The following is a 20,645-nucleotide window of genomic DNA, read 5'->3' as shown; positions in this document are numbered from 1 at the left end:
CTGTTATCCCTTGAACGCGGTGACTTCGATCTCGATCTTCATCTCCGGCTTGATGAGGCCGGTGACGATGCAGCTCGCGGCGGGGCGGATGTCGCCGAAGACCGGTGCGGTCGCCTCCCCCAGCACATCCCAATAGGCCGGGTCCGTGATGTAATAGGTGACGCGCACCACGTCCGCGAAGGAGAAGCCCGCGTCCTCCAGCGCCCGGCCGATGACCTTCAGCGCGTTCCTGCCCTGATCGACGACGGATTCGGGCATGGCCCTGGTTTCGGGATCGGTGCCGGTGGTGCCGGCGACGAAGCACCAGTCGCCCTGGACGACGGCGCGCGAATAGCCGACCTGCGCCTCGAAGGGCGAGCCGGAGGAAATAAGCTGGCGGGGCATGGAAGTTCCTTGTGCAGAACGAAGCGAAAAGGATCGCGGGGCTCTTGCCCCGTTCGCGGGATGCTGTCCAGCGCCTTTTGCCCGGCGGGAACGGCGCGGGCCGCCGGCCGTTGGAGCGGGAAAGGAGACAGAGCATGAACCGACCCGACAACAGTCCCTTTCCCGACACGGGCGAGGAGAATGACGAACAGGCCGAAGCGGGTTCGCAGGCGCAGGACGTGGCCGATGAGGCGCGGGTGCGGTCGACGGACCTGGCCGAGGACAGCGAGCGCGGCGGGCGGCCCAACCCGGCGCAGATCCTGCCCGACGACACGCCCGATCTGGTCGAGCGGATGGAGGAGATGAACCGATCCGGCCGGATCGACAATGACGCCTTCGCCGGCGAACCGCAGATGGACGATGAGGAGGATATATTGGGGCCGACCGAGGACGAGGAATAAGGTCCGGCCCGCCGGCCTGCTATCCGGCTAAGCCGCGTTCTGGTCCAGCGACAGGTTGATCATCCCCCGCGCCATATGGCCGAGCGCGTCGGCCATGGCGGCGGCGAGTTGCGGGTCGATGCCCGGTTGCGCCTTTATGGCGCGGGTCATGGCGGCGGACCATCGATCCGCCAGCGCCGAGGTGATCGGGAAGGCGCGGTGCAGCGACATGATGCACTGGCCGCGTTCGAACCAGTCGCGCGGGCCGCCGGACCATCCCGCCAGAAAGCGGGTGAGACCATGGCGCACGGCGCTGAGGTCGGCCGCATGGATGGCGCGCAGATCGGCATAGGCGGGGTCCCGGTCGATCAGGTCGTAGAAACGGTTGGCGATGGCGGCGACGGTCGCTTCGCCGCCGATGCGGGCATAGGGGGTGGTCATGGAGCCTCCTGCGGATGGGCACAGCGTGGCGGCTTGCGGGCGGCGATCATTGATCAGGGTCAAATCGGACGCTTTTAGCGCGAGACGGCAGGAGCGGCTTTCGTTATGGCCCCGTCATGAGCCGAGGGTCGAGGAAGAAGCGCAGCGAAACGGTCTGGTTGGCGGAGGCGCGTCGGGCTGGGCGCGGGCGCCTGCAACCCAGGAAGTCCGGTGGCCCCTCCATCGCCGTGCTGGTGATCGGCGGGGTGCTGATCGGCGCGGCGCTGGGCTGGTTCGGGCCGGACCTGGCGCAGCGCTTCCAGAGGAGTGGGCGGGAGGCCGCCTTTCCTGTCGCAGGGGACAGCCTGTCGGCGCAATTCGGCTTCTGCCATGTCGGCGGGGGCGTCAATTGCGTGGTCGACGGAGACACCTTCTGGTTCCATGGCGAGAAGGTGCGGGTGATGGACATCGACGCGCCGGAAACGCACGGGCCGCGCTGTGCCGAGGAAGCCGCTCTGGGAGCGCGGGCGACGCAGCGATTGCAGCAGTTGATGAATGCCGGCCCTTTCTCGCTGGAGAGCGGGGATCGGGAGACGGACCGCTATGGGCGGGCGCTGCGGGTGGTGACGCGCGGCGGGCAGTCGATCGGCGAGATGCTGGTGACCGAAGGGCTGGCGCGGGAATGGGACGGGGCTCGGCACCCATGGTGTTGATCGCCCGCTATTGATGGCCCGGTGTTGAGCAGGTCGGGAGGGGAGGGCCTTCGCCCTCCCCCCACCGCTTAGCGGCAGCTCAGATTGCCGCGGTCGATCTCCCGGCCCAGCAGCGCGCCCGCGCCTGCGCCGATGAGGATGCCCGCCGTGTTCGAATAGCCGCGGTCGAGCTGGCCGCCGAGCAGGCCGCCCAGCGCCGCGCCGACGATGAGGCCGGTGGTGCCGTCCGAACGGCGGCAATAATAGCGGTCGTCATAGCCGCGATAGATGCGGGTAGAGCGGGTGACGCGGATCGGCTCATAGCCGCCGCGATAATAGCGGTCGGGCCGATAGTAGCGGCCATAGCGCGGGTCCGGCCGGTTCCAGTCATAGCTGTAGATCACGCCGCCGGGACGGCGCCAGCCTTCGTGACGGCCATTGTCGTGGCGGCCGCCATGCTTCCAGTCGTCGCGGCCATGGCCCTTGCCATGTCCGGCCCAGGGCGGCGGATCGGCGGCTGCGGGGGCGGCGCTCAGCGTCACGGCGCCAAGCGACAGGGCGGCGAAAGCGGCTTTCAGGGTGAATTTCATCTCTGGCTCCCTTGGTCGACTTTTCGATGGGAGCACAACAAACCAAAGCAGATAAACGTTGCATGAACGGAACAAAACAGGGCGTTCATACGGGGGTCAGCTTACCGGCTGGCGGGACTGCCGGGGAAGCATTGCCTTGGACCGAAAGGCGGCACCGTGGGAGCGGTGCCGCCTTTTCGCCTGTCATGATTATTCCGCCGCGATCCCGGCGGCCTTGAACATATCCGGATCGCCCGCTTCATCCGCATTGGCGGCGGTGCCGCCCTTGAGCTTGGAGCGGCGGTCGAACGCATCCCACACGTCGTTCCACTGGCCGCGGGTCGCCGCCTTCGAATATTCGGTGGCGCGGGTTTCGAAGAAATTGGCGTGCTCCACACCGTTCAGCAGCGGGGTCAGCCAGGGGAGCGGGTGCTCGTCGATCATGTAGATGGGCTTCAGGCCCAATTGCCCCAGGCGCCAGTCGGCGATGTAGCGGACATATTTCTTGATGTCCTTGGGCGTCATGCCGGGCACCGGGCCCATTTCGAAGACGAGGTCGACGAAGGCGTCCTCGATGCGGACGGTCTTCTGGCACATGTCCATGATGTCGTCCTTGACCGCCGGGGTCAGGCAGTCGCGTTCCTTCACGAAGGCGTGGAACAGGCGGACGATGCCCTCGCAGTGCAGCGTCTCGTCGCGGACCGACCAGCTCACGATCTGGCCCATGCCCTTCATCTTGTTGAAGCGCGGGAAGTTCATCAGCATCGCGAAGGAGGCGAAGAGCTGCAGCCCCTCGGTGAAGCCGCCGAACATGGCCAGCGTCTTGGCGATGTCCTCGTCCGTGTCGACGCCGAACTGCTGGAGATAGTCGTGTTTGTCCTTCATCTCCTTATACTGCATGAAGGCGCTATATTCGCTTTCCGGCATGCCGATCGTGTCGAGCAGGTGCGAATAGGCCGCGATGTGGACCGTTTCCATGTTGCTGAAGGCGGTCAGCATCATCTTGATTTCGGTCGGCTTGAAAACGCGGCCGTATTTTTCGTGGTAGCAGTCCTGCACCTCCACGTCCGCCTGGGTGAAGAAGCGGAAGATCTGCGTCAGCAGGTTGCGTTCATGGTCGCTGAGCTTCTGCGCCCAATCGCGGCAATCCTCGCCCAGCGGCACTTCCTCCGGCAGCCAGTGGAGCTGCTGCTGGCGCTTCCAGAACTCATAGGCCCAGGGATATTCGAAGGGCTTGTAGACCTTGCTGGCTTGAAGAAGGGGCATGGGTTTTTACTCCGCGAAACTTATACCAGACCCTCTCCCCTTGTGGGAGAGGGAGGGGCCCATCGCGTCAGCGATGGGAGGCTGAGGGGTGAAGGCGGCGATGGTTGCCAGCACGCCTTCCAGATTCTGCATCACGTCATGGTTCCAGAAGCGGATCACGCGATACCTTCCCGTTCGAGGAAGGCCGTGCGGGGCGCATCTGCCGCTTCTTCATGTTGGCCGCCATCCAGTTCGACGACCAGGCGGGCGGCGTGAGAGGCGAAATCAGCGAAATAGGGGCCGATGGGAACCTGGCGGCGGAACTTGGCGCTCGGCAACTTTTCGCGGAGGAGAGTCCAGAGGCGTTTCTCGGCGTCGGTTGCGTTGCGGCGCAGTTCTCTCGCACGGGCGATCGTCGGGTTTGGGGCCTTACCCCTCACCTTCCCACGCGGCTTTGCCGCGCGGGCCCCTTCCTCTCCCACAAGGGGAGAGGAGATTCTTGGATCACTGGCAGGCGAGGCACTCGTCATAGTCGGTGGTCTCGCCGATTTCGAATTTGGGGGCGTCGATGGTGTTGTCCGCTTCCACCCCGCCCGCGAAGCCGGCGCGCTGGACCGACTTGGAGCGGAGATAATAGAGCGACTTGATGCCCAGCTCCCACGCCCGGTAGTGGAGCATCAGCAGGTCCCATTTCTCCACGTCGGCGGGGATGAACAGGTTCAGCGACTGGGCCTGGTCGATATAGGGCGTGCGGTCGGCGGCCAGTTCGAGCAGCCAGCGCTGGTCGATCTCGAAGCTGGTCTTGAACACATCCTTTTCCTCCTGGGTCAGGAAGTCGAGATGCTGGACGCTGCCGCCCTTTTCCAGGATCGAATTCCACACGGCCGTCGAGTCCTTCGCCTTTTCGACCAGCAGCTTTTCGAGATAGGGGTTCTTGACCGCGAAGCTGCCCGACAGCGTCTTGTGGGTGTAGATGTTCGCCGGGATCGGTTCGATGCAGGCCGACGCGCCGCCGCAGATGATGCTGATCGACGCGGTGGGCGCGATCGCCATCTTGCAGGAGAAGCGCTCCATCACGCCCATGTCGGCGGCGTCCGGGCACGGACCGCGCTCGACCGCGAGCTGCATCGAGGCCTCGTTCACCTTCTCGTTGATGTGCTTGAAGATGCGCAGGTTCCACGACTTGGCCATCGCCCCTTCGAAGGGAAGTCCCCGGGCCTGGAGGAAGGAGTGGAACCCCATCACCCCCAGGCCCACCGACCGTTCACGGCTCGCACTATATTTCGCCCGCGCCATTTCCGGCGGCGCGCGGTCGATATAGTCCTGCAGCACATTGTCGAGGAAGCGCATGACATCCTCGACAAACTGCCTGTCGTCCTTCCACTCATCCCAGGTTTCGAGATTGAGGGAGGAAAGACAGCAGACGGCCGTGCGGTCATTGCCGATATGGTCGCGACCCGTCGGCAAAGTGATTTCGGAGCAGAGGTTGGAGGTCGACACCTTGAGCCCCAGATCGCGGTGATGCTTGGGCATCGTGCGGTTCACGGTGTCGTTGAAGACGATATAGGGTTCGCCGGTGGCGAGGCGGACCTCCACCAGTTTCTGGAACAGGGCGCGGGCGTTGACGCTGCCGCGCACCGACTGGTCCTTCGGGCTGCGCAGGGCGAAGTCCTTGCCGTCGCGCACCGCCTCCATGAACTCGTCGGTCAGCAGGACGCCATGGTGGAGGTTCAGCGCCTTGCGGTTGAAGTCGCCCGACGTCTTGCGGATTTCCAGGAATTCCTCGATCTCCGGATGGGAGATGTCGAGATAGCAGGCGGCCGAGCCGCGGCGCAGGCTGCCCTGGCTGATCGCGAGGGTCAGCGAGTCCATCACGCGGACAAAGGGGATGATGCCGCTGGTCTTGCCGTTGAGGCCCACCGGCTCCCCGATGCCGCGCACATTGCCCCAATAGGTGCCGATGCCGCCGCCCCGGCTGGCGAGCCAGACATTCTCGTTCCAGGTGTTGACGATGCCTTCCAGGCTGTCGTCGACCGAGTTCAGATAGCAGCTGATGGGCAGGCCGCGTCCGGTGCCGCCGTTCGACAGGACGGGCGTCGCGGGCATGAACCAGAGGCGCGAGATATAGTCGTAGACGCGCTGGGCATGGTCGGCGTCGTCGGCATAGGCGGCGGCGACGCGGGCGAACAGGTCCTGATAGCTCTCGCCGGGCAGCAGATAGCGGTCCTGCAGCGTGTCCTTGCCGAAATCGGTCAGCAGCGCGTCGCGGCTGGCGTCGGTCACGACATGGAAACGGCGTTCCAGCACGGTTGACGAGCCCGGCGTGGGATCGGCCTTGGGGGCCGGCGCCTGGTCCGAAGGAGCGGGAGCCTTCTTCTTGTCCGCCACGGTTTCGACCACTTCGTCAATCACGGTTGCCACGTCGCTTGCACTCACCTGTTCGCTGTCTCGAAAATCCATGACCAGCTCCCCGAATGTTCCTGTTTCGTTCGATTCGGTCAAGCCGCTGCCGGCCGGGCCGAACGAATGTAGCATTATCGACCCGGTCAGGCACGGAGATGGGGCCAGCAGACGCGATCGCAAGGGCAAAAACAGCCTCCCTCCGGGAACCGGCCCGGTTGGTGCGATCACAATCTGTTGGGTAACCCCCGTTAACCCGATACAAGGGATAGTGCCACAGCTTCATTTCCTTTCAAGGGGGTAAATGACAGTTCGGGGACTCGGTTCATCGACGCGGAGACTCATTTCATCGACGGTCCGGCACGGCGCAGCGCAGCGACGCACGGACTTTCCTTGGCTTTGCAAAAGGCAAGAGGGACAATTTGGCGCGGAAAATAAATTTGGCTTGCCACGCAATTCCCCGGGCCGGGCGATTCCGCGCTTGGCGCTTCGTGACGGATGGATGACAAGACAGGGGAACGGAATGGCACGAACCCATGGCCGACGAGAGGAGCCGACATGATTCTCTATTACCACCCCCTCTCCTCCTGCAGCTGGAAGGTGCTGATCGCCCTTTACGAGAACGGCACGGCTTTCGAGGCGCGCATGCTGGACGATCCGGCCGTGGCGGAGGCGTGGCTGACGCTGTGGCCGCTGGGGAAGTTCCCCGTGCTGCGGGACGAGGCGCGGGACAGGACGGTCGCGGAAACCAGCATCATCGTCGAATATCTGGGACGGCATCATCCCGGACCCTTCCGGCCGATTCCCGAGGATGCCGACGCGGCGCTGGAGGTGCGGCTGATGGACCGGCTGTTCGACCTCTATGTGATGACGCCGATGCAGGCGATGGTCGCGGACAAGATCCGGCCCGAGGGCGTGGCCCGCGATTCCCATGGCGTGGGGGAGGCGCGGCGAATGCTGGGCAAGGCCTATGCGTTGCTGGAGGCGCGGATGGCGGGGCGGCGCTGGGCGGCGGGCGACGATTTCACCTTGGCCGATTGCGCGGCGGCCCCGGCGCTGTTCTATGCCGACAAGATCGAGCCGATGCGCGGGGGCTTTCCGGGGCTGCGCGCCTATCTGGAACGGTTGGAGGCGCGCGAAAGCTTTGCCCGGGTGCTGCGGGAGAAGCAGCCCTGGTGGTCCATGTTTCCCTTTGCGGATTAGAGCCAATCGACATTCAGCCCTGACGGCCTGCAAATGACGCTTTTCCGTGCTTCCGGTGCTCACCTACCTTGAGTAGGCTGCGCTCCGGGTCACGGACAATCGACATTCAGCCCTGACGGCCTGCAAATGACGCTTTTCCGTGCTTCCGGTGCTCACCTACCTTGAGTAGGCTGCGCTCCGGGTCACGGAAAACCATCATTTTCGGCTCGTCATCTTCTGAATGTCGATTGGCTCTAGAGCAGATTCCGATCCGATTGCATCGGCCCGACTGCTCTAAGTTTTTGTTTTGTCGCGTTTTCCGAGTCAGCAGATGATTCCATCTGCTTGGAAAACCCTCCAGGCCTTACGGATCAGGCAGCGCTTCCGAATCGCCTCAGGCCCGGCTCGGGGCCGTCTCGCGCGGCGCGGCGCGTTCCCGGCGACGGCGCCACCAGCCCAATATCGCCTCGCCAGCGGGCCGTTCGACCAGCCGGTTGATCAGCGTGCCCAGCGCCAGCGCCACGGCGAACGCCGCCGCGAATCCCGCCCAGGGGCTATATCCCGCCTCCGCCATCTTGAGCATCACGACGAAACCGACATGCTGGTGGATGAGGTAGAAGGAATAGCTGATACCCCCCATCCAGACGAGCGGACGAAGGCTGAGGAAGTGCAGCCGCCCGGCGGTCAGCGCTGCGAAGGCGGCGAGCAGCAGGAGGCCGGCCAGCATGATGTCCGGGCTGTCGATCGTCGCGATCGACAGCAGCGCAAGCGCGGCATAGGGCGCCTGTTGCCGCCAGCTCCGCTGCCCTGCCCAGACGCGATAGGACAATATGCCGATGATGAAGAAGGGCACGTAGCGCAGCACCAGCAGCATCACGATGCGCTCCGGCATGCCCGGCCACAGCGCATAGAGCCAGCGCAGGGCCAGCCAGGCGAGCAGTACGGGTTCCAGCCGCCTGAGGCTCGTCCACTTCCAGATCGACAGCATGCAGACATAGAAGGCGATCTCTACCGTCAGCGTCCAATAGGCGCCGTCGACCTCCGGCAGGAAGGCGAAGCCCTGCAGCATGGTGACATTGGCCAGGATCGCGCCCGGCCCGATCAGCAGTTGCGAGACATGGGCCAGATATTCGATGCCCAGCGTCAGCAGCATGGCGACCAGATAGGCGGGATAGAGCCGGGCGAAGCGGTTGATCAGGAAATCGGCGGTGGTGCGGATGCGATCGAGCGTGAAGAAGATCGCGAAGCCGGAGATGGCGAAGAACAGCAGCACCCGGTAATTGCCGCCCAGAAAGCGGAAGGGCACATGGGCCGCCTGGGGGAACAGCTCATGGAAGCGCGTCGAATAGTGGAAGACGAGCACGCACAGCGCGCCCAGCCCCCGCAAGGCGTCCAATTCCGTCAGGCGGCGGGTGGAAGGGCGCGGCCCCGTCATGAGTCCGCCATAGCAACAGAACAGCAATCATACCGTTAATATCGTGGTTAACACGCAGCCCGGCGGCATTTCCGGAAAAAAGCGGCGGTGGCGCGACGAGGCCGGTGGCGCGCCCGTCGGCCTATCGGCTGGCATGGCATTGCGCGTCAGCGGGGCAACCGGGATGGAAAGCTATTGCCCGCCTGCTTCCGCGGCGCGTTTCAGCCCCTGCAACTGTTCGGCCAGCACCCTGTCGACGATCGGAGCGATGCCCGCCGCACCGGCGCGGAGATAGCCGCCGACGACATAGCTCATACCGACGCGCGCGCCCTCGCCGTCGGGCGCAATGTCGAAGGTGAGCGTGCCGGTCACCGCCTCCGCCTGCAACGGGCCCAGCGCTCCGGACAGGCGCAACTGCCTGTCGGGCTGCGCCTGGATCACGCGGCCATGTTCGACGCTGCCCGGCCTGCCGTCCTTTCCCGGCACCTTCTCGCAAAAGCAGCCGCCGGCTACGGGATCAAGGCTGAGATTGGCGGCGTCGCCGCTATATGTATGCTGCCCGCTCCACCAGCGCCCCGGCTGCCCCAACAGCCGATAGACGGTGGCCGCGTCGGCGGAGATGTGGACGCTGTTCTCCACGGCGAAGCCATGATCGCTGCTGCCGGTGACGGCAGAATGGGCCGGCGCAGCCATCGCCACGCCAGCCCATATCCATATCCGATGCTTTCCCATCGCGCCTTCCCTTCCCTGATCAGGAGGGCAGCCTAATGCCGATTGCCGCATTTGCCGAGCGGCCGAATGCGAAAATCCGGCGCGAACGGAGAGGTGTCAGGCGCCCTTGCCGTCCAATATGGCGGCAATCGCGACCGTCACATCGTCCATATCGGCCATGCCGTCGACCCGCGAGACGATGCCGCGCGCTTCGTAGATCGGCAGGATCGGCGCGGTCTTGGCGCGATATTCGGCCATGCGGGTGCGGACGGTTTCCTCATTGTCGTCGGGACGGCGCTTGAACTCGTGCCCATGGCACTTGTCGCACTCGCCCTCGACCTTGGGCTGCTTGAAGCTGTCGTGATAGCCCTCGCCACAGGTCGCGCAGGTGAAGCGGCCGGTGATGCGCTCTACCAGGGCATCCTCGTTCACTTCCAGTTCGATCACATGGTCGAGAGTGCGGTTGCGGTCGGCCAATATGCCGTCCAGCGAATGGGCCTGCGCCTCGGTCCGCGGATAGCCGTCGAAGATCACGCCGGTTTCGGGCGCCAGGGCATCCAGCGCCTCCCCGATGATGCCGGAGACGATCTCGTCCGACACCAGTTCGCCGGCCTCCATCACCGCCTTGGCCTTGAGGCCGATGGGCGTCCCGGCCTTCACCGCCGCGCGCAGCATGTCGCCGGTCGACAGTTGCACCATGGCCCGGCTGTCCACCAGGCGCGTCGCCTGCGTTCCCTTGCCGGCGCCCGGAGGGCCGAGCAGAATGATATTCATGTCGCGCATTCTCCCCTGTTCTTCGCGCTTTTTACCGTTCCGCGCCGCTTAGCGCAGACGCCCTTTCAGCTTCGCCTTCTTGATCAGATCCCCATATTGATGGGCGAGCAGGTGGCTCTGGATCTGGGTCACGGTGTCGACCGTAACATTGACGACGATCAACAGGCTAGTCCCACCAAGGTAGAAGGGAATGCCCGCCCGGGCGATCACGAATTCCGGCACCAGGCAGATGAAGGCCAGATAGGCCGCACCGATCACCGTGATCCGGGTGAGCACATAGTCGAGATAATTTTCGGTGTTCTTGCCCGGACGGATGCCGGGAATGAAGCCGCCATTGCGCTTCAGATTGTCGGCCGTCTCTTCCGGATTGAACACCACGGCGGTGTAGAAGAAGCAGAAGAAGACAATGCCGAGACCATAGAGCGCCATATAGACCGGGCTGCCGTGCGACAGATACTGGTTCAGCGTCAGCACGAAATCGCCCAGCCTGCTCTCGCCCGCCACGGTCTGGCCGGCGAATTGCGAGACGGTGAGCGGCATCAGCAGCAGCGAACTGGCGAAGATCGGCGGGATCACGCCCGCCGTGTTGACCTTCAGCGGCAGATGGCTGCGGTCGGCCTGCATCAGGCCCTGGCGCGTCTGGCGCTTGGGATATTGGATCAGCACCCGGCGCTGCGCCCGCTCCATGAAGCAGATGAAGGCGATGAGGCCGAAGCCCAGAACGATCACCAGGAAGATGACCAGGCCGGAAATCGCGCCCGTGCTGCTCGACTTGAACAGGTTGCTGAGCGTCACCGGCAATTGCGCGACGATGCCCGCCATGATGATGAGCGAGACGCCGTTGCCGATGCCGCGCGAGGTGATCTGCTCACCCAGCCACATCAGGAACATGGTGCCGCCGATCAGCGAGATCACAGCCGCGACGCGGAACAGATAGCCCGGATCGACCACCGCCTGCACGCCGGACTGGGCGCCGAAGCTTTCCAGCCCCACGGCGATGAAATAGCCCTGAACGGCGGTCAGGCCCACCGTGCCGTAGCGGGTATATTGGTTCAGCTTCTTGCGGCCGCTTTCGCCTTCCTTCTTGATCGCCGCGAGTTGCGGCGAGAGGGAGGCGGCGAGCTGCACCACGATCGAGGCGGTGATGTAGGGCATCACGCCGAGCGCTATCAGGCTCATGCGCGACAGCGAACCGCCCGAGAAGGTGTTGAAGATGTCGAGGATGCCGCCATTGGTCTGCTTGTAAAGCTGCGACAGCGCGGTCGGATCGACGCCCGGCAGCGGCACGAAGCTCAGGAAGCGGAAGACGATCAGCGCGCCCAGGGTGAACCACAGGCGCTTCTTGAGGTCGGTCGCCTGGCTGAACTTCGCCAGGCTGAGATTGGATGCGAGCTGGTCGGCTCTCGATGCCATCTTGGCTGCCCTTCAAAACATCTTGCCGGGATTTGGAAAGCCCGGAGCGGAATCGCTAACCCCTTAGCGGGGCGATGGGGCGCTGTCGAACCGGGAATTGCACTCCGTCCATTCCGAATGGCCTTGCGCCTGTCGACAGGCTCAGCCTCCACTCGATACGGACGGCGAGGGTTCCGGAGTCCCCAAAACACGTGGCCCCGCTCACCCATATCGGGCAGCGGGGCCATGCTTGCAAGCCTTACGGCTTAATTCACGCCTTCTTCGCGGCCTTGGCGCTGCCCTTCTTGGCGGCGGCCTTTTCAGCGGCGGGAACGACGGCGATCACTTCGACCTTGCCGCCAGCCTTTTCGACGGCTTCGACAGCGCCCTTCGACGCGCCGGCGACGAGCAGGTTGACCTTGGCCGTCAGTTCGCCCTTGCCGAGCAGACGCACGCCGTCCTTGCCGCCACGGGCCAGCGCGGCCGCCTTCAGCGCCGCGTGGTCGATGGTGGCATTGGCGTCCAGCTTGCCGGCGTCGATCGCCTTCTGCACCGCGCCCAGGTTCACGATCGCGTAATCCTTGGCGAAGATGTTGTTGAAGCCGCGCTTCGGCAGACGCATGTGGAGCGGCATCTGGCCGCCTTCGAAGCCGTTGATGCTGACGCCCGAACGCGCCTTCGCGCCCTTCTGACCGCGACCGGCGGTCTTGCCCTTGCCCGAGCCGATACCACGGCCGACGCGCATCCGGCCCTTGCGGGCGCCGGCATTGTCATTGAGTTCGTTAAGCTTGGTCATAATCTGCACTCGCTTTCGCTATGTTCGCGCGAAGGCCCGATCCACCAGGACCGGGCCGGAGCCCCGGCGAATGCCGGGGCCTCGTGAGGCTGGGCACATCCCGTTGGAAGAAGCGCCCAGCGGTTTGCGATCCCGGCTTGCGCCGGGATGACGGTTTAGTCGACCACCGCCACCATATGGGGCAGCTTCGCGATGGCGCCGCGGACTTCCGCAGTGTCTTCCAGCTCCACCACGCGGTGCATCTTGCCAAGGCCGAGGCCGATCAGAATCTTCTTCTGGGCTTCGGGACGGCGGATCGGTGAGCCGATCTGCTTGATCTTGATCTTCGCCATGATGTCTTACTCCGCAATCGCTTCGGCGTCCGCCTGGGCGACTTCGGCCGAGGCGCCGCCGCGACGGAGCAGGTCGGCAACCTTCTTGCCGCGACGCTGCGCCACCGCCTTGGGGCTGACCTGTTCACCCAGCGCCTCGAAGGTCGCCCGGATCATGTTGTAGGGGTTCGACGTGCCGTTCGACTTGGTCACGACGTCAGCGACGCCGAGGCTTTCGAACACGGCGCGCATCGGACCGCCCGCGATGATGCCCGTACCGGCAGGCGCCGAACGCACGGTCACCTTGCCGGCGCCGAAATGGCCCTTGCCGTCATGGTGCAGGGTGCGGCCTTCCTTCAGCGGAACGCGGACCATCGCCTTCTTCGCCGAAGCGGTCGCCTTGCTGATGGCTTCGGGCACTTCGCGCGCCTTGCCATGGCCGAAGCCTGCACGGCCCTTGCCGTCACCAACGACGACCAGAGCGGCGAAACCGAAGCGCTTGCCGCCCTTCACCGTCTTCGAGACGCGGTTGATGTGAACCAGCTTCTCGATCAGCTCCTCACCCTGTTCCTCGTCACGATTGCCGCGACGGTCGTCGCGACGGCCACGGCCGCCACGCTCGCCACGGTTGCGGTCGCCGCCACGGCCACGGCCCCGACCGGGACCCCGGCCTTCGGTCTGCTCGCCGCCTTCAACGGCCGCGGGTGCGCCCGGCTGGGCCTGGATATCGTTTTCGTCAGCCATGATCAGAACTCCAGCCCGGCTTCACGGGCCGCATCGGCCAGCGCCTTGACGCGGCCATGGAACAGGAAGCCACCACGGTCGAAGACGACCCGGGTGACGCCGGCGGCGGTCGCCGCAGCGGCAACGCGCTTGCCGACATCCGCAGCGGCATCGGCGGTGGCGCCGGTATTGCCGCGGACATCCTTGTCCAGGGTCGACGCGGCGGCCAGGGTCTTGCCCTGCGCATCGTCGATGATCTGGGCGTAGATGTGACGGCCCGAACGGTGGACGCTGAGGCGCGGACGGGTGCCCGAAACAGCCTTGAGCGCGGTGCGGACGCGGCGGCGACGCCGCGCGAAGAGGGAAAGCTTTGCCATCTTACTTCTTCTTCCCTTCCTTGCGGAAGATGAACTCGCCGGCGTACTTGATGCCCTTGCCCTTATAGGGTTCGGGTTTGCGCCAGCGGCGGATCTCGGCGGCAACCTGACCCACCTGCTGCTTGTCGATGCCGCTGATCTCGACCGTGGTGTTGTCCGGGGTCTTGATCTCGATGCCTTCGGGCACCGCGAAGTCGACGTCATGCGAATAGCCGAGCTGCAGCTTCAGGGTCTTGCCCTGGGCATTGGCGCGGTAGCCGACACCGGTGATCAGCAGCTTCTTCGAGAAGCCCTCGGTCACGCCGGTGATCAGGTTCTGGATCAGCGTGCGCTGCATGCCCCAGAAGGCGCGGGCGCGCTTGCTGTCATTGGCAGGCTTCACCGCGATCGAGCCTTCCTCGATGCTGTAGGTGACTTCGTCGGCCAGCGGCAGCGACAGGGTGCCCTTGGGGCCCTTCACCGAAAGCTGGCCGTCGGCGATAGCGGCGGTGACGCCCGCGGGGACGGCAACCGGCTTCTTACCAGTACGGCTCATCAGAACACCTCCGCCAGCACTTCGCCGCCGACATTCTGCTCGCGCGCTTCGGCGTCGGACAGAACGCCCTTGGGCGTCGAGACAATGGTGATGCCAAGGCCGTTGCGCACGACGGGAAGTTCCTTGGAACCCGAATAGACGCGGCGGCCGGGCTTGGACACGCGGGCGACATGCTTGATCGCCGGCTGGCCCTCGAAATATTTCAGCTCGATGCGCAGGCCGGCATGCTTGCCGAGCAGTTCCTCGGAATAGCCGCGGATATAGCCTTCGCGCTGCAGCACGTCGAGCACGCGGGCGCGGAGCTTCGAAGCGGGGGACACAACGCTGTCCTTCTTCGCCTGCTGCCCGTTGCGGATGCGGGTGAGCATATCACCCAGGGGATCGGTCAATGCCATCTCAAATGATCCTTACCAGCTCGACTTGGTGACGCCGGGGATCAGGCCCTTGTTGGCCAGATCACGCAACTGCACGCGGCAGAGACGGAATTTGCGGTAATAGGCCCGGGGACGGCCCGTCAGCTCGCAGCGATTGCGCACGCGGGTCGGGTTGCCGTTGCGGGGGATTTCCGCCATCTTCAGACGCGCGATCAGACGCTCCGTGTCGTCGAGCGCGGTATCGGCTGCGATCGCCTTGAGCTTCGCATAGCGGCCGGCATATTTCTTCACCAGCTTCTTGCGGCGCTCATTCTTGTTGATCGAACTCAGTTTCGCCATGACTTAAGTTCTCTTTCTTAGCCTAACGGTTGGAAAGAGAAGCGGGACCTTTTCAGGCCGCCTGCTTCTCTTCGAGCGGGAAGGGGAAGCCGAAGAGACGCAGCAGTTCGCGCGCTTCCTCGTCCGTCTTCGCCGTGGTGGTCACGATGATGTCCATGCCGCGCACCTTGTCGATGCGGTCATAGTTGATCTCGGGGAAGATGATCTGCTCCTTGATGCCGAAGGCATAGTTGCCGCGGCCGTCGAAGCTCTTCGGGTTGAGACCGCGGAAGTCGCGCACGCGGGGCAGAGCGATGTTGATCAGGCGATCAAGGAACTCATACATGCGCTCGCGGCGCAGCGTGACCTTGGCGCCGATCGGCATGCCTTCACGCAGCTTGAACTGCGCGATCGACTTGCGGGCCTTGGTGATGACCGGCTTCTGGCCGGCGATCAGTTCCATTTCCTCGGCGGCCGAAGTGACCTTCTTCTTGTCCTGCGTGGCTTCGCCAACGCCCATGTTGAGCGTGATCTTCTCGATCTTCGGCACTTCCATGACGTTCTTGTAACCGAACTTCTCGGTCATCGCCTTGGCGATTTCGGCGTCATAGAGCGCCTTCGAGCGCGGGATGTACTTGTCGCTCATTACAGCACCTCACCGGACTTGACGGCGACACGGACCTTCTTGCCGTCGCGATCCTCGAAGCGGACGCGGGTCGGCTTGCCATCCTTGTCAGCGACAGCGACGTTCGAAATGTGGAGCGGCGCGGGCTTGCGCTCGATGCCGCCCTGCGGGTTCGCCTGGTCGGGCTTGCGGTGACGCGCATGCACGTTGATGCCTTCGACGAGGACCTTGTCCTCCTTCGGCAGCACCTGCAGGACGGCGCCGGTGCGGCCCTTGTCCTTGCCGGCCAGGATGACGACCTTGTCGCCCTTCTTGATCTTGGCAGCGCTCATTACAGCACCTCGGGGGCGAGCGAGATGATCTTCATGTGCTTCTTGGCGCGCAGTTCGCGAACGACCGGGCCAAAGATACGGGTGCCGATCGGCTCCTCGTTCTTGTTGATCAGCACGGCGGCATTGCCGTCGAAGCGAATCACGCTGCCGTCAGCGCGACGCACGTCCTTGGCGGTGCGCACGATGACGGCGCGGTGCACGTCACCCTTCTTCACCTTGCCACGAGGCGCAGCTTCCTTGATCGAGACGACGATGATGTCGCCCACGCTCGCGAAGCGACGCTTCGAGCCGCCCAGCACCTTGATGCACTGGACGCGCTTGGCGCCGCTGTTGTCAGCGACGTCAAGATTGGATTGCATCTGGATCATGGATCCGGTTCCTTCTTATTTGGCCTACCGGGACAATTCCCGGCGGTTCCGAATTTCACTGCACTAGAGCCCTTGGCGAACCATCTGACTCTACCTTTGAGGAGCCATCTGACTCTACGCGAAGCGCGGGCCTGTACCCTTTCCAGGCGGAAAAGGCCAGCCCCGCGCGACACTTTTCTTCAAAGGCTCAGCGAGCCTCCCTCAGGCCGCCGTTTCCGGCGACTTGTGGGTGTCCACGCGCTCGATGACCTTCCAGGTCTTGAGCTTGGAAATCGGAGCGGTCTCCTCGATGCGGACCGTTTCGCCTTCCTTGTAGACATTGCCCTCGTCATGGGCATGGTACTTCTTCGAACGGCGGATGATCTTGCCGTAGAGCGCATGCTTAACCTTGCGCTCCACGCGAACCACCACCGTCTTGTCGGTCTTGTCGGAAACCACCGTTCCCGTCAGCACGCGCTTGGGCATCGTGTGATTTCCTTCTTACTTCGCAGCCGAGCGCGAACGCTCGGACTGAAGGGTCTTGATCTGCGCGATCGACCGGCGGACTTCACGCACGCGGCTGGGCTTTTCCAGCTGGTTGGTGGCCGCCTGGAAGCGCAGGTTGAACTGCTCGCGCTTCAGGTTGTTGAGTTCGGTCGACAGTTCGTCGTCCGTCTTGGTCTTGAGGTCGGCAACGTTCGCCACGGCTTAGCCCTCCAGGTGCGAGGTGTCGCCGAGGCGGGCAACGACCTTGGTCTTGATGGGCAGCTTCATCGCGGCGCGCGAGAAGGCCTCTGCTGCGAGCGGGCCGGGAACGCCGTCCAGTTCGAACAGGATGCGGCCGGGCTTGACGCGCGCCGCCCAATATTCGACCGAACCCTTGCCCTTGCCCTGACGGACTTCGGCGGGCTTCTTCGACACCGGCACGTCAGGGAACACGCGGATCCACAGACGGCCCTGACGGCGAAGGTGACGCTGGATCGCGCGGCGGGCCGCCTCGATCTGGCGGGCGGTGACGCGCTCGGGTTCCAGAGCCTTCAGACCGTAAGCGCCGAAGTTCAGGGCCGAACCGCCCTTGGCGTCGCCCTTGATCCGGCCCTTGAAGGTCTTGCGGAACTTCATTTTCTTCGGTTGCAGCATGACGCTATACCTACCTTATTCTCAGCGCGCCGGGCGCACGCCGGAGGTCTGAGCCTCCAGCATCAGCCGGTCGGTAGCCATCGGATCGTGACCAAGGATTTCGCCCTTGAAGATCCAGACCTTGATGCCGCAAACGCCATAAGCGGTGTGCGCTTCGGCTTCGGCATAATCGACATTCGCGCGCAGCGTGTGCAGCGGAACGCGGCCTTCGCGATACCATTCCACGCGGGCGATCTCCGCGCCGCCCAGACGGCCGCCGCAGGTGATCTTGATGCCTTCGGCGCCGAGACGCAGGGCGCTCTGCACCGCGCGCTTCATCGCACGGCGGAACGCCACGCGGCGCTCCAGCTGGTCGGCAATGCCCTGCGCGACGAGCTTGGAGTCGATTTCCGGCTTGCGGATCTCGACGATGTTCAGGCTGACGTCCGAAGAGGTCAGGCTGCCCAGCTTCTTGCGCAGCTTCTCAATGTCCGCGCCCTTCTTGCCGATGATGACACCGGGGCGGGCAGCGTAGATCGACACGCGGCACAACTTGGCGGGACGCTCTATCACGACCTTGGAGATCGCGGCCTGCGGCAGGTTCTTCATGATATACTGGCGAATCTTCAGATCCTCCAGCAGCAGGCGGCCATAGTCGGCGCCTTCCGCGAACCAGCGGCTGTCCCAGGTACGGTTGATCTGCAGACGCAGACCGATCGGATTGCTCTTGTGACCCATGTCTCTTACGCCTCCGCTTCTTCAGCTGCTTCGCGAACGACGATGCGCACGCGGCTGAAGGGCTTCAGGATCCGGGTCGACTTGCCGCGGCCGCGAGCGTGGAAGCGCTTCATGGTGAAGCTCTTGCCCACCGATGCTTCCGCGACGACCAGCGAGTCGACGTCCAGATTATGATTGTTTTCCGCATTGGCGATGGCCGAAGCCAGCACCTTGCGCACGTCGACCGCCATCGCCTTCTTCGAGAAGGCGAGGATGTTCAGCGCATCCTCGACCTTGCGGCCGCGGATGAGCGTGGCGACCAGGTTCAGCTTCTGGGCCGAACCGCGGATCTGCGTGCCGACGGCCAGCGCCTCATTGTCGGCGACGCGACGGGGAGCCTTTTCCTTGCTCATTAGCGCTTGCCCTTCTTGTCGGCGGCGTGGCCGGGGAAGTAGCGGGTCGGGGCGAATTCGCCCAGCTTGTGACCCACCATGTCCTCGTTCACCGAGACCGGCACATGCTTGCGGCCGTTATAGACGTTGAAAGTCAGGCCGACGAACTGCGGCAGGATGGTGGAACGGCGCGACCAGGTCTTGATCGGACCCGAACGGCCACCGGCGTCCTGCGCCACTTCCGCCTTCTTCAGAAGGCTGAGGTCCACGAACGGACCTTTCCAGACGGAACGAGCCATCTCGCTTACCTCTTCTTCTTCGCGTGGCGGCTACGGATGATGAACTTGTCCGTCGCCTTGTTGTGGCGGGTGCGCGCACCCTTGGTCGGCTTGCCCCAGGGGGTGACCGGATGACGGCCGCCCGAGGTCCGGCCTTCACCGCCGCCATGCGGGTGGTCGACCGGGTTCTTCGCCACACCGCGCGTCAGCGGACGCTTGCCGAGCCAGCGGTTGCGGCCGGCCTTGGCGAGATTGGTGTTGGCGTTGTCCGGGTTCGACACGGCACCGACGGTGCCCATGCAGTCCGAACGGATGTAGCGCTGCTCGCCCGAGGACAGGCGGACCATCACCATGCCACGATCGCGGCCGACGAGCTGGGCGTAGGTGCCCGCCGAACGGCAGAGCTGACCGCCCTTGCCGGGCTTCATCTCGATATTGTGGATGATGGTGCCGACCGGCATCTGGCCGAGTTCCATCGCATTGCCCGGCTTCACGTCGGTCTTCTTGCCCGCGACGACCTTGTCGCCGGGAGCCAGACGCTGCGGCGCCAGGATATAGGCCTGGGTGCCGTCGGGATAGTTGACCAGCGCGATGAAGGCGGTGCGGTTGGGGTCATATTCCAGACGCTCGACCGTGCCCTCGACGTCCCACAGGCGACGCTTGAAGTCGATGATGCGGTAGCGCTGCTTGTGACCGCCGGCGATGCCGCGCGAGGTCACATGACCCTTGTTGTTGCGGCCGCCGGTCTTGCGCTTGCCTTCGGTCAGCGCCTTGACGGGCTTGCCCTTGTGCAGCGCGCTGCGGTCGACGAGGATCAGGCCGCGCTGGGCGGGGCTGGTCGGGTTGTAGCTCTTAAGCGCCATGGTCAGCGCACTCCTTCGGTGATGTCGATCGACTGGCCATCGGCCAGGCGAACGATCGCCTTCTTGACGTCGGACCGCGTATAGGGCTTGCCCTTCCACTTCTTGGTCTTGCCCTTGGCGACCAGCGTGTTCACGCTCTTGACCGTCACGCCCCAAATGGCTTCGACGGCGGCCTTGATCTCCGGCTTCGACGCATCGTTGGCGACCTTGAAGACCACGGCGTTGTTCTCGGAGAGAAGGGTCGACTTCTCGGTGATGACCGGCGCGACAACGACGTCATAATGACGGTTGTCGACGGTCGCGGCTTCTTTCTTAGCCATTGAAACGCGCCTCCAGCTTTTCGACCGCGGCGCGCGTCAGCACCAGCGAATCCGCCTTAAGGATGTCGTAGACATTGGCGCCGACGGCCGGCAGCAGGTCCACGCCGACAATGTTCGCCGAAGCCTTCGCGAAGCTGACGTTCACCGCGTCGCCGTCGATGAACAGAGCCTTGTTGAGGTTCAGCTTGGCGAGGTGCGCGACCAGAGCCTTGGTCTTGCCTTCCGCCACGTCGAGATTGTCGAGAACGATCAGCGATCCGTCCTTGGCCTTCGACGACAGGGCCATTTTCAGGCCGAGCGCACGAACCTTCTTGTTGAGGTCGTGGCCGAAGGTGCGGGCGCGGGCGCCGTGCGCCTTACCACCGCCGATGAACACGGGCGCCTTGCGGTCGCCGTGACGGGCGGTGCCGCCGCCCTTCTGACGGCCGAACTTCTTGCCGGTGCGGGCAACGTCCGAACGCTCGCGGGTGGCGCGGGCCGGGGCGCGACGCTTTTCGAGCTGCCAGGTGACGACGCGGTGCAGAATGTCGGTGCGGGGTTCGACGCCGAACACGGCATCGTTCAGTTCCACTTCACCGGCGGCTGCGGCATCGAGGGTCTGTACCTTGACCTTCAT

31 protein-coding genes and 1 pseudogene are annotated in these 20,645 nt (G+C 64.3%); 3 read left to right on the top strand and 29 right to left on the bottom strand.

Features of this window, described 5'->3' with window-relative positions:
• Positions 1–3: 3 nt before the first annotated feature.
• A complete protein-coding gene (locus A0J57_RS16025) occupies positions 4–384 on the bottom strand; it encodes a RidA family protein (RefSeq protein WP_061939326.1) in 381 nt (126 codons plus the stop codon).
• A gap of 134 nt (positions 385–518) precedes the next feature.
• Between A0J57_RS16025 and A0J57_RS16020 the strand changes: the two genes are divergently transcribed.
• Positions 519–824 (top strand): hypothetical protein, encoded by a 306-nt coding sequence (locus tag A0J57_RS16020; RefSeq protein ID WP_061939328.1) that lies wholly within the window; start codon positions 519–521, stop codon positions 822–824.
• A 27-nt stretch (positions 825–851) separates the two neighbouring features.
• On the opposite strand, the gene A0J57_RS16015 is transcribed toward A0J57_RS16020, so the two are convergent.
• Positions 852–1,244, bottom strand: coding sequence for a globin (locus A0J57_RS16015; RefSeq protein WP_025547301.1), 393 nt, complete (start codon positions 1,242–1,244; stop codon positions 852–854).
• Positions 1,245–1,360: 116 nt separating this feature from the next.
• On the opposite strand from A0J57_RS16015, the gene A0J57_RS16010 reads away from it, so the two are divergent.
• On the top strand, positions 1,361–1,936 hold the full coding sequence (locus tag A0J57_RS16010; RefSeq protein WP_061939330.1) for a thermonuclease family protein: 576 nt from the start codon (positions 1,361–1,363) through the stop codon (positions 1,934–1,936).
• 68 nt (positions 1,937–2,004) lie between these two features.
• Here A0J57_RS16010 and A0J57_RS16005 read toward each other — a convergent pair whose 3' ends face one another.
• The 4 genes and pseudogenes from A0J57_RS16005 to A0J57_RS15990 form a co-directional block, all read right to left on the bottom strand.
• Entirely contained in the window at positions 2,005–2,505 is a 501-nt protein-coding gene (locus tag A0J57_RS16005; protein ID WP_061939331.1) for a glycine zipper 2TM domain-containing protein, read from the bottom strand.
• A 189-nt stretch (positions 2,506–2,694) separates the two neighbouring features.
• A complete protein-coding gene (locus A0J57_RS16000) occupies positions 2,695–3,750 on the bottom strand; it encodes a ribonucleotide-diphosphate reductase subunit beta (protein ID WP_025547297.1) in 1,056 nt (351 codons plus the stop codon).
• A gap of 6 nt (positions 3,751–3,756) precedes the next feature.
• Positions 3,757–4,211, bottom strand: a pseudogene (locus A0J57_RS15995) (endonuclease domain-containing protein).
• Between the two features lie 22 nt (positions 4,212–4,233).
• Complete coding sequence (locus A0J57_RS15990; protein ID WP_025547294.1) at positions 4,234–6,189, bottom strand: ribonucleoside-diphosphate reductase subunit alpha; 1,956 nt, start codon at positions 6,187–6,189, stop codon at positions 4,234–4,236.
• A gap of 498 nt (positions 6,190–6,687) precedes the next feature.
• On the opposite strand from A0J57_RS15990, the gene A0J57_RS15985 reads away from it, so the two are divergent.
• Positions 6,688–7,332, top strand: a complete 645-nt coding sequence (locus A0J57_RS15985; protein WP_061939333.1) for a glutathione S-transferase family protein — start codon at positions 6,688–6,690, stop codon at positions 7,330–7,332.
• A 373-nt stretch (positions 7,333–7,705) separates the two neighbouring features.
• On the opposite strand, the gene A0J57_RS15980 is transcribed toward A0J57_RS15985, so the two are convergent.
• From A0J57_RS15980 to rplD, 23 genes are all read right to left on the bottom strand, one after another.
• The gene (locus A0J57_RS15980; protein ID WP_061939335.1) at positions 7,706–8,746 is read right to left on the bottom strand and encodes an acyltransferase; all 1,041 of its coding nucleotides are present in this window, start codon (positions 8,744–8,746) and stop codon (positions 7,706–7,708) included.
• A gap of 171 nt (positions 8,747–8,917) precedes the next feature.
• Positions 8,918–9,457 carry an SRPBCC family protein gene (locus tag A0J57_RS15975; RefSeq protein WP_061939337.1) on the bottom strand — a complete coding sequence of 180 codons (540 nt, stop codon included), beginning with the start codon at positions 9,455–9,457 and terminating at the stop codon, positions 8,918–8,920.
• A gap of 96 nt (positions 9,458–9,553) precedes the next feature.
• Positions 9,554–10,210 (bottom strand): adenylate kinase, encoded by a 657-nt coding sequence (locus tag A0J57_RS15970; protein ID WP_025547288.1) that lies wholly within the window; start codon positions 10,208–10,210, stop codon positions 9,554–9,556.
• Between the two features lie 48 nt (positions 10,211–10,258).
• The gene (gene secY, locus A0J57_RS15965) at positions 10,259–11,623 is read right to left on the bottom strand and encodes a preprotein translocase subunit SecY (protein WP_013847751.1); all 1,365 of its coding nucleotides are present in this window, start codon (positions 11,621–11,623) and stop codon (positions 10,259–10,261) included.
• Between the two features lie 250 nt (positions 11,624–11,873).
• The gene (gene rplO / locus A0J57_RS15960; protein WP_025547286.1) at positions 11,874–12,398 is read right to left on the bottom strand and encodes a 50S ribosomal protein L15; all 525 of its coding nucleotides are present in this window, start codon (positions 12,396–12,398) and stop codon (positions 11,874–11,876) included.
• Between the two features lie 155 nt (positions 12,399–12,553).
• Positions 12,554–12,730 (bottom strand): 50S ribosomal protein L30, encoded by a 177-nt coding sequence (gene rpmD, locus A0J57_RS15955; RefSeq protein WP_013847753.1) that lies wholly within the window; start codon positions 12,728–12,730, stop codon positions 12,554–12,556.
• A gap of 6 nt (positions 12,731–12,736) precedes the next feature.
• Positions 12,737–13,453, bottom strand: coding sequence for a 30S ribosomal protein S5 (gene rpsE / locus A0J57_RS15950; protein WP_044661335.1), 717 nt, complete (start codon positions 13,451–13,453; stop codon positions 12,737–12,739).
• A gap of 2 nt (positions 13,454–13,455) precedes the next feature.
• Entirely contained in the window at positions 13,456–13,809 is a 354-nt protein-coding gene (gene rplR / locus A0J57_RS15945; RefSeq protein ID WP_025547282.1) for a 50S ribosomal protein L18, read from the bottom strand.
• Between the two features lies 1 nt (position 13,810).
• Positions 13,811–14,344, bottom strand: coding sequence for a 50S ribosomal protein L6 (gene rplF / locus A0J57_RS15940; protein ID WP_025547280.1), 534 nt, complete (start codon positions 14,342–14,344; stop codon positions 13,811–13,813).
• Positions 14,344–14,739, bottom strand: coding sequence for a 30S ribosomal protein S8 (gene rpsH / locus A0J57_RS15935; RefSeq protein ID WP_025547278.1), 396 nt, complete (start codon positions 14,737–14,739; stop codon positions 14,344–14,346). The genes rplF and rpsH overlap by 1 nt, the downstream gene beginning before the upstream one ends.
• Positions 14,740–14,751: 12 nt before the next feature.
• On the bottom strand, positions 14,752–15,057 hold the full coding sequence (gene rpsN / locus A0J57_RS15930; protein WP_025547277.1) for a 30S ribosomal protein S14: 306 nt from the start codon (positions 15,055–15,057) through the stop codon (positions 14,752–14,754).
• A gap of 52 nt (positions 15,058–15,109) precedes the next feature.
• The gene (rplE, locus tag A0J57_RS15925; protein ID WP_037481563.1) at positions 15,110–15,682 is read right to left on the bottom strand and encodes a 50S ribosomal protein L5; all 573 of its coding nucleotides are present in this window, start codon (positions 15,680–15,682) and stop codon (positions 15,110–15,112) included.
• On the bottom strand, positions 15,682–15,993 hold the full coding sequence (gene rplX, locus A0J57_RS15920) for a 50S ribosomal protein L24 (protein WP_025547274.1): 312 nt from the start codon (positions 15,991–15,993) through the stop codon (positions 15,682–15,684). The genes rplE and rplX overlap by 1 nt, the downstream gene beginning before the upstream one ends.
• Complete coding sequence (gene rplN, locus A0J57_RS15915) at positions 15,993–16,361, bottom strand: 50S ribosomal protein L14 (RefSeq protein WP_007686569.1); 369 nt, start codon at positions 16,359–16,361, stop codon at positions 15,993–15,995. The genes rplX and rplN overlap by 1 nt, the downstream gene beginning before the upstream one ends.
• Positions 16,362–16,562: 201 nt before the next feature.
• A complete protein-coding gene (rpsQ, locus tag A0J57_RS15910; RefSeq protein WP_006960320.1) occupies positions 16,563–16,826 on the bottom strand; it encodes a 30S ribosomal protein S17 in 264 nt (87 codons plus the stop codon).
• Between the two features lie 15 nt (positions 16,827–16,841).
• The gene (gene rpmC, locus A0J57_RS15905) at positions 16,842–17,045 is read right to left on the bottom strand and encodes a 50S ribosomal protein L29 (protein ID WP_013847759.1); all 204 of its coding nucleotides are present in this window, start codon (positions 17,043–17,045) and stop codon (positions 16,842–16,844) included.
• Positions 17,046–17,048: 3 nt separating this feature from the next.
• On the bottom strand, positions 17,049–17,480 hold the full coding sequence (gene rplP, locus A0J57_RS15900; RefSeq protein ID WP_007686573.1) for a 50S ribosomal protein L16: 432 nt from the start codon (positions 17,478–17,480) through the stop codon (positions 17,049–17,051).
• A gap of 21 nt (positions 17,481–17,501) precedes the next feature.
• Positions 17,502–18,197, bottom strand: coding sequence for a 30S ribosomal protein S3 (gene rpsC, locus A0J57_RS15895; protein WP_021239758.1), 696 nt, complete (start codon positions 18,195–18,197; stop codon positions 17,502–17,504).
• 5 nt (positions 18,198–18,202) lie between these two features.
• Positions 18,203–18,589, bottom strand: a complete 387-nt coding sequence (gene rplV / locus A0J57_RS15890; RefSeq protein ID WP_025547267.1) for a 50S ribosomal protein L22 — start codon at positions 18,587–18,589, stop codon at positions 18,203–18,205.
• Positions 18,589–18,867: a 30S ribosomal protein S19 gene (rpsS, locus tag A0J57_RS15885; RefSeq protein ID WP_007686576.1), complete on the bottom strand. Its 279-nt coding sequence runs from the start codon at positions 18,865–18,867 to the stop codon at positions 18,589–18,591. Before rpsS ends, rplV begins: the two co-directional genes overlap by 1 nt.
• A 5-nt stretch (positions 18,868–18,872) precedes the next feature.
• Positions 18,873–19,709 carry a 50S ribosomal protein L2 gene (gene rplB / locus A0J57_RS15880; protein ID WP_007686579.1) on the bottom strand — a complete coding sequence of 279 codons (837 nt, stop codon included), beginning with the start codon at positions 19,707–19,709 and terminating at the stop codon, positions 18,873–18,875.
• A 2-nt stretch (positions 19,710–19,711) separates the two neighbouring features.
• Positions 19,712–20,029: a 50S ribosomal protein L23 gene (locus A0J57_RS15875; protein ID WP_007686581.1), complete on the bottom strand. Its 318-nt coding sequence runs from the start codon at positions 20,027–20,029 to the stop codon at positions 19,712–19,714.
• On the bottom strand, positions 20,022–20,645 hold the full coding sequence (rplD, locus tag A0J57_RS15870) for a 50S ribosomal protein L4 (RefSeq protein ID WP_025547264.1): 624 nt from the start codon (positions 20,643–20,645) through the stop codon (positions 20,022–20,024). Before rplD ends, A0J57_RS15875 begins: the two co-directional genes overlap by 8 nt.

Source organism: Sphingobium sp. 22B (assembly GCF_001580035.1).
GTDB lineage: Bacteria > Pseudomonadota > Alphaproteobacteria > Sphingomonadales > Sphingomonadaceae > Sphingobium > Sphingobium fuliginis.
Note: the sequence above shows the minus strand (reverse complement) of the source record. Positions and strands in the feature narration are given on the sequence as shown.

What these genes read in the sequence shown, in the direction of transcription:
- A0J57_RS16025 (WP_061939326.1), bottom strand. Translation starts at nt 384, where the DNA reads ATGCCCCGCCAGCTTATTTCCTCCGGCTCGCCCTTCGAGGCGCAGGTC.
- A0J57_RS16020 (WP_061939328.1), top strand. Translation starts at nt 519, where the DNA reads ATGAACCGACCCGACAACAGTCCCTTTCCCGACACGGGCGAGGAGAAT.
- A0J57_RS16015 (WP_025547301.1), bottom strand. Translation starts at nt 1,244, where the DNA reads ATGACCACCCCCTATGCCCGCATCGGCGGCGAAGCGACCGTCGCCGCC.
- A0J57_RS16010 (WP_061939330.1), top strand. Translation starts at nt 1,361, where the DNA reads ATGAGCCGAGGGTCGAGGAAGAAGCGCAGCGAAACGGTCTGGTTGGCG.
- A0J57_RS16005 (WP_061939331.1), bottom strand. Translation starts at nt 2,505, where the DNA reads ATGAAATTCACCCTGAAAGCCGCTTTCGCCGCCCTGTCGCTTGGCGCC.
- A0J57_RS16000 (WP_025547297.1), bottom strand. Translation starts at nt 3,750, where the DNA reads ATGCCCCTTCTTCAAGCCAGCAAGGTCTACAAGCCCTTCGAATATCCC.
- A0J57_RS15990 (WP_025547294.1), bottom strand. Translation starts at nt 6,189, where the DNA reads ATGGATTTTCGAGACAGCGAACAGGTGAGTGCAAGCGACGTGGCAACC.
- A0J57_RS15985 (WP_061939333.1), top strand. Translation starts at nt 6,688, where the DNA reads ATGATTCTCTATTACCACCCCCTCTCCTCCTGCAGCTGGAAGGTGCTG.
- A0J57_RS15980 (WP_061939335.1), bottom strand. Translation starts at nt 8,746, where the DNA reads ATGACGGGGCCGCGCCCTTCCACCCGCCGCCTGACGGAATTGGACGCC.
- A0J57_RS15975 (WP_061939337.1), bottom strand. Translation starts at nt 9,457, where the DNA reads ATGGGAAAGCATCGGATATGGATATGGGCTGGCGTGGCGATGGCTGCG.
- A0J57_RS15970 (WP_025547288.1), bottom strand. Translation starts at nt 10,210, where the DNA reads ATGAATATCATTCTGCTCGGCCCTCCGGGCGCCGGCAAGGGAACGCAG.
- secY (WP_013847751.1), bottom strand. Translation starts at nt 11,623, where the DNA reads ATGGCATCGAGAGCCGACCAGCTCGCATCCAATCTCAGCCTGGCGAAG.
- rplO (WP_025547286.1), bottom strand. Translation starts at nt 12,398, where the DNA reads ATGACCAAGCTTAACGAACTCAATGACAATGCCGGCGCCCGCAAGGGC.
- rpmD (WP_013847753.1), bottom strand. Translation starts at nt 12,730, where the DNA reads ATGGCGAAGATCAAGATCAAGCAGATCGGCTCACCGATCCGCCGTCCC.
- rpsE (WP_044661335.1), bottom strand. Translation starts at nt 13,453, where the DNA reads ATGGCTGACGAAAACGATATCCAGGCCCAGCCGGGCGCACCCGCGGCC.
- rplR (WP_025547282.1), bottom strand. Translation starts at nt 13,809, where the DNA reads ATGGCAAAGCTTTCCCTCTTCGCGCGGCGTCGCCGCCGCGTCCGCACC.
- rplF (WP_025547280.1), bottom strand. Translation starts at nt 14,344, where the DNA reads ATGAGCCGTACTGGTAAGAAGCCGGTTGCCGTCCCCGCGGGCGTCACC.
- rpsH (WP_025547278.1), bottom strand. Translation starts at nt 14,739, where the DNA reads ATGGCATTGACCGATCCCCTGGGTGATATGCTCACCCGCATCCGCAAC.
- rpsN (WP_025547277.1), bottom strand. Translation starts at nt 15,057, where the DNA reads ATGGCGAAACTGAGTTCGATCAACAAGAATGAGCGCCGCAAGAAGCTG.
- rplE (WP_037481563.1), bottom strand. Translation starts at nt 15,682, where the DNA reads ATGAGCGACAAGTACATCCCGCGCTCGAAGGCGCTCTATGACGCCGAA.
- rplX (WP_025547274.1), bottom strand. Translation starts at nt 15,993, where the DNA reads ATGAGCGCTGCCAAGATCAAGAAGGGCGACAAGGTCGTCATCCTGGCC.
- rplN (WP_007686569.1), bottom strand. Translation starts at nt 16,361, where the DNA reads ATGATCCAGATGCAATCCAATCTTGACGTCGCTGACAACAGCGGCGCC.
- rpsQ (WP_006960320.1), bottom strand. Translation starts at nt 16,826, where the DNA reads ATGCCCAAGCGCGTGCTGACGGGAACGGTGGTTTCCGACAAGACCGAC.
- rplP (WP_007686573.1), bottom strand. Translation starts at nt 17,480, where the DNA reads ATGCTGCAACCGAAGAAAATGAAGTTCCGCAAGACCTTCAAGGGCCGG.
- rpsC (WP_021239758.1), bottom strand. Translation starts at nt 18,197, where the DNA reads ATGGGTCACAAGAGCAATCCGATCGGTCTGCGTCTGCAGATCAACCGT.
- rplV (WP_025547267.1), bottom strand. Translation starts at nt 18,589, where the DNA reads ATGAGCAAGGAAAAGGCTCCCCGTCGCGTCGCCGACAATGAGGCGCTG.
- rpsS (WP_007686576.1), bottom strand. Translation starts at nt 18,867, where the DNA reads ATGGCTCGTTCCGTCTGGAAAGGTCCGTTCGTGGACCTCAGCCTTCTG.
- rplB (WP_007686579.1), bottom strand. Translation starts at nt 19,709, where the DNA reads ATGGCGCTTAAGAGCTACAACCCGACCAGCCCCGCCCAGCGCGGCCTG.
- A0J57_RS15875 (WP_007686581.1), bottom strand. Translation starts at nt 20,029, where the DNA reads ATGGCTAAGAAAGAAGCCGCGACCGTCGACAACCGTCATTATGACGTC.
- rplD (WP_025547264.1), bottom strand. Translation starts at nt 20,645, where the DNA reads ATGAAGGTCAAGGTACAGACCCTCGATGCCGCAGCCGCCGGTGAAGTG.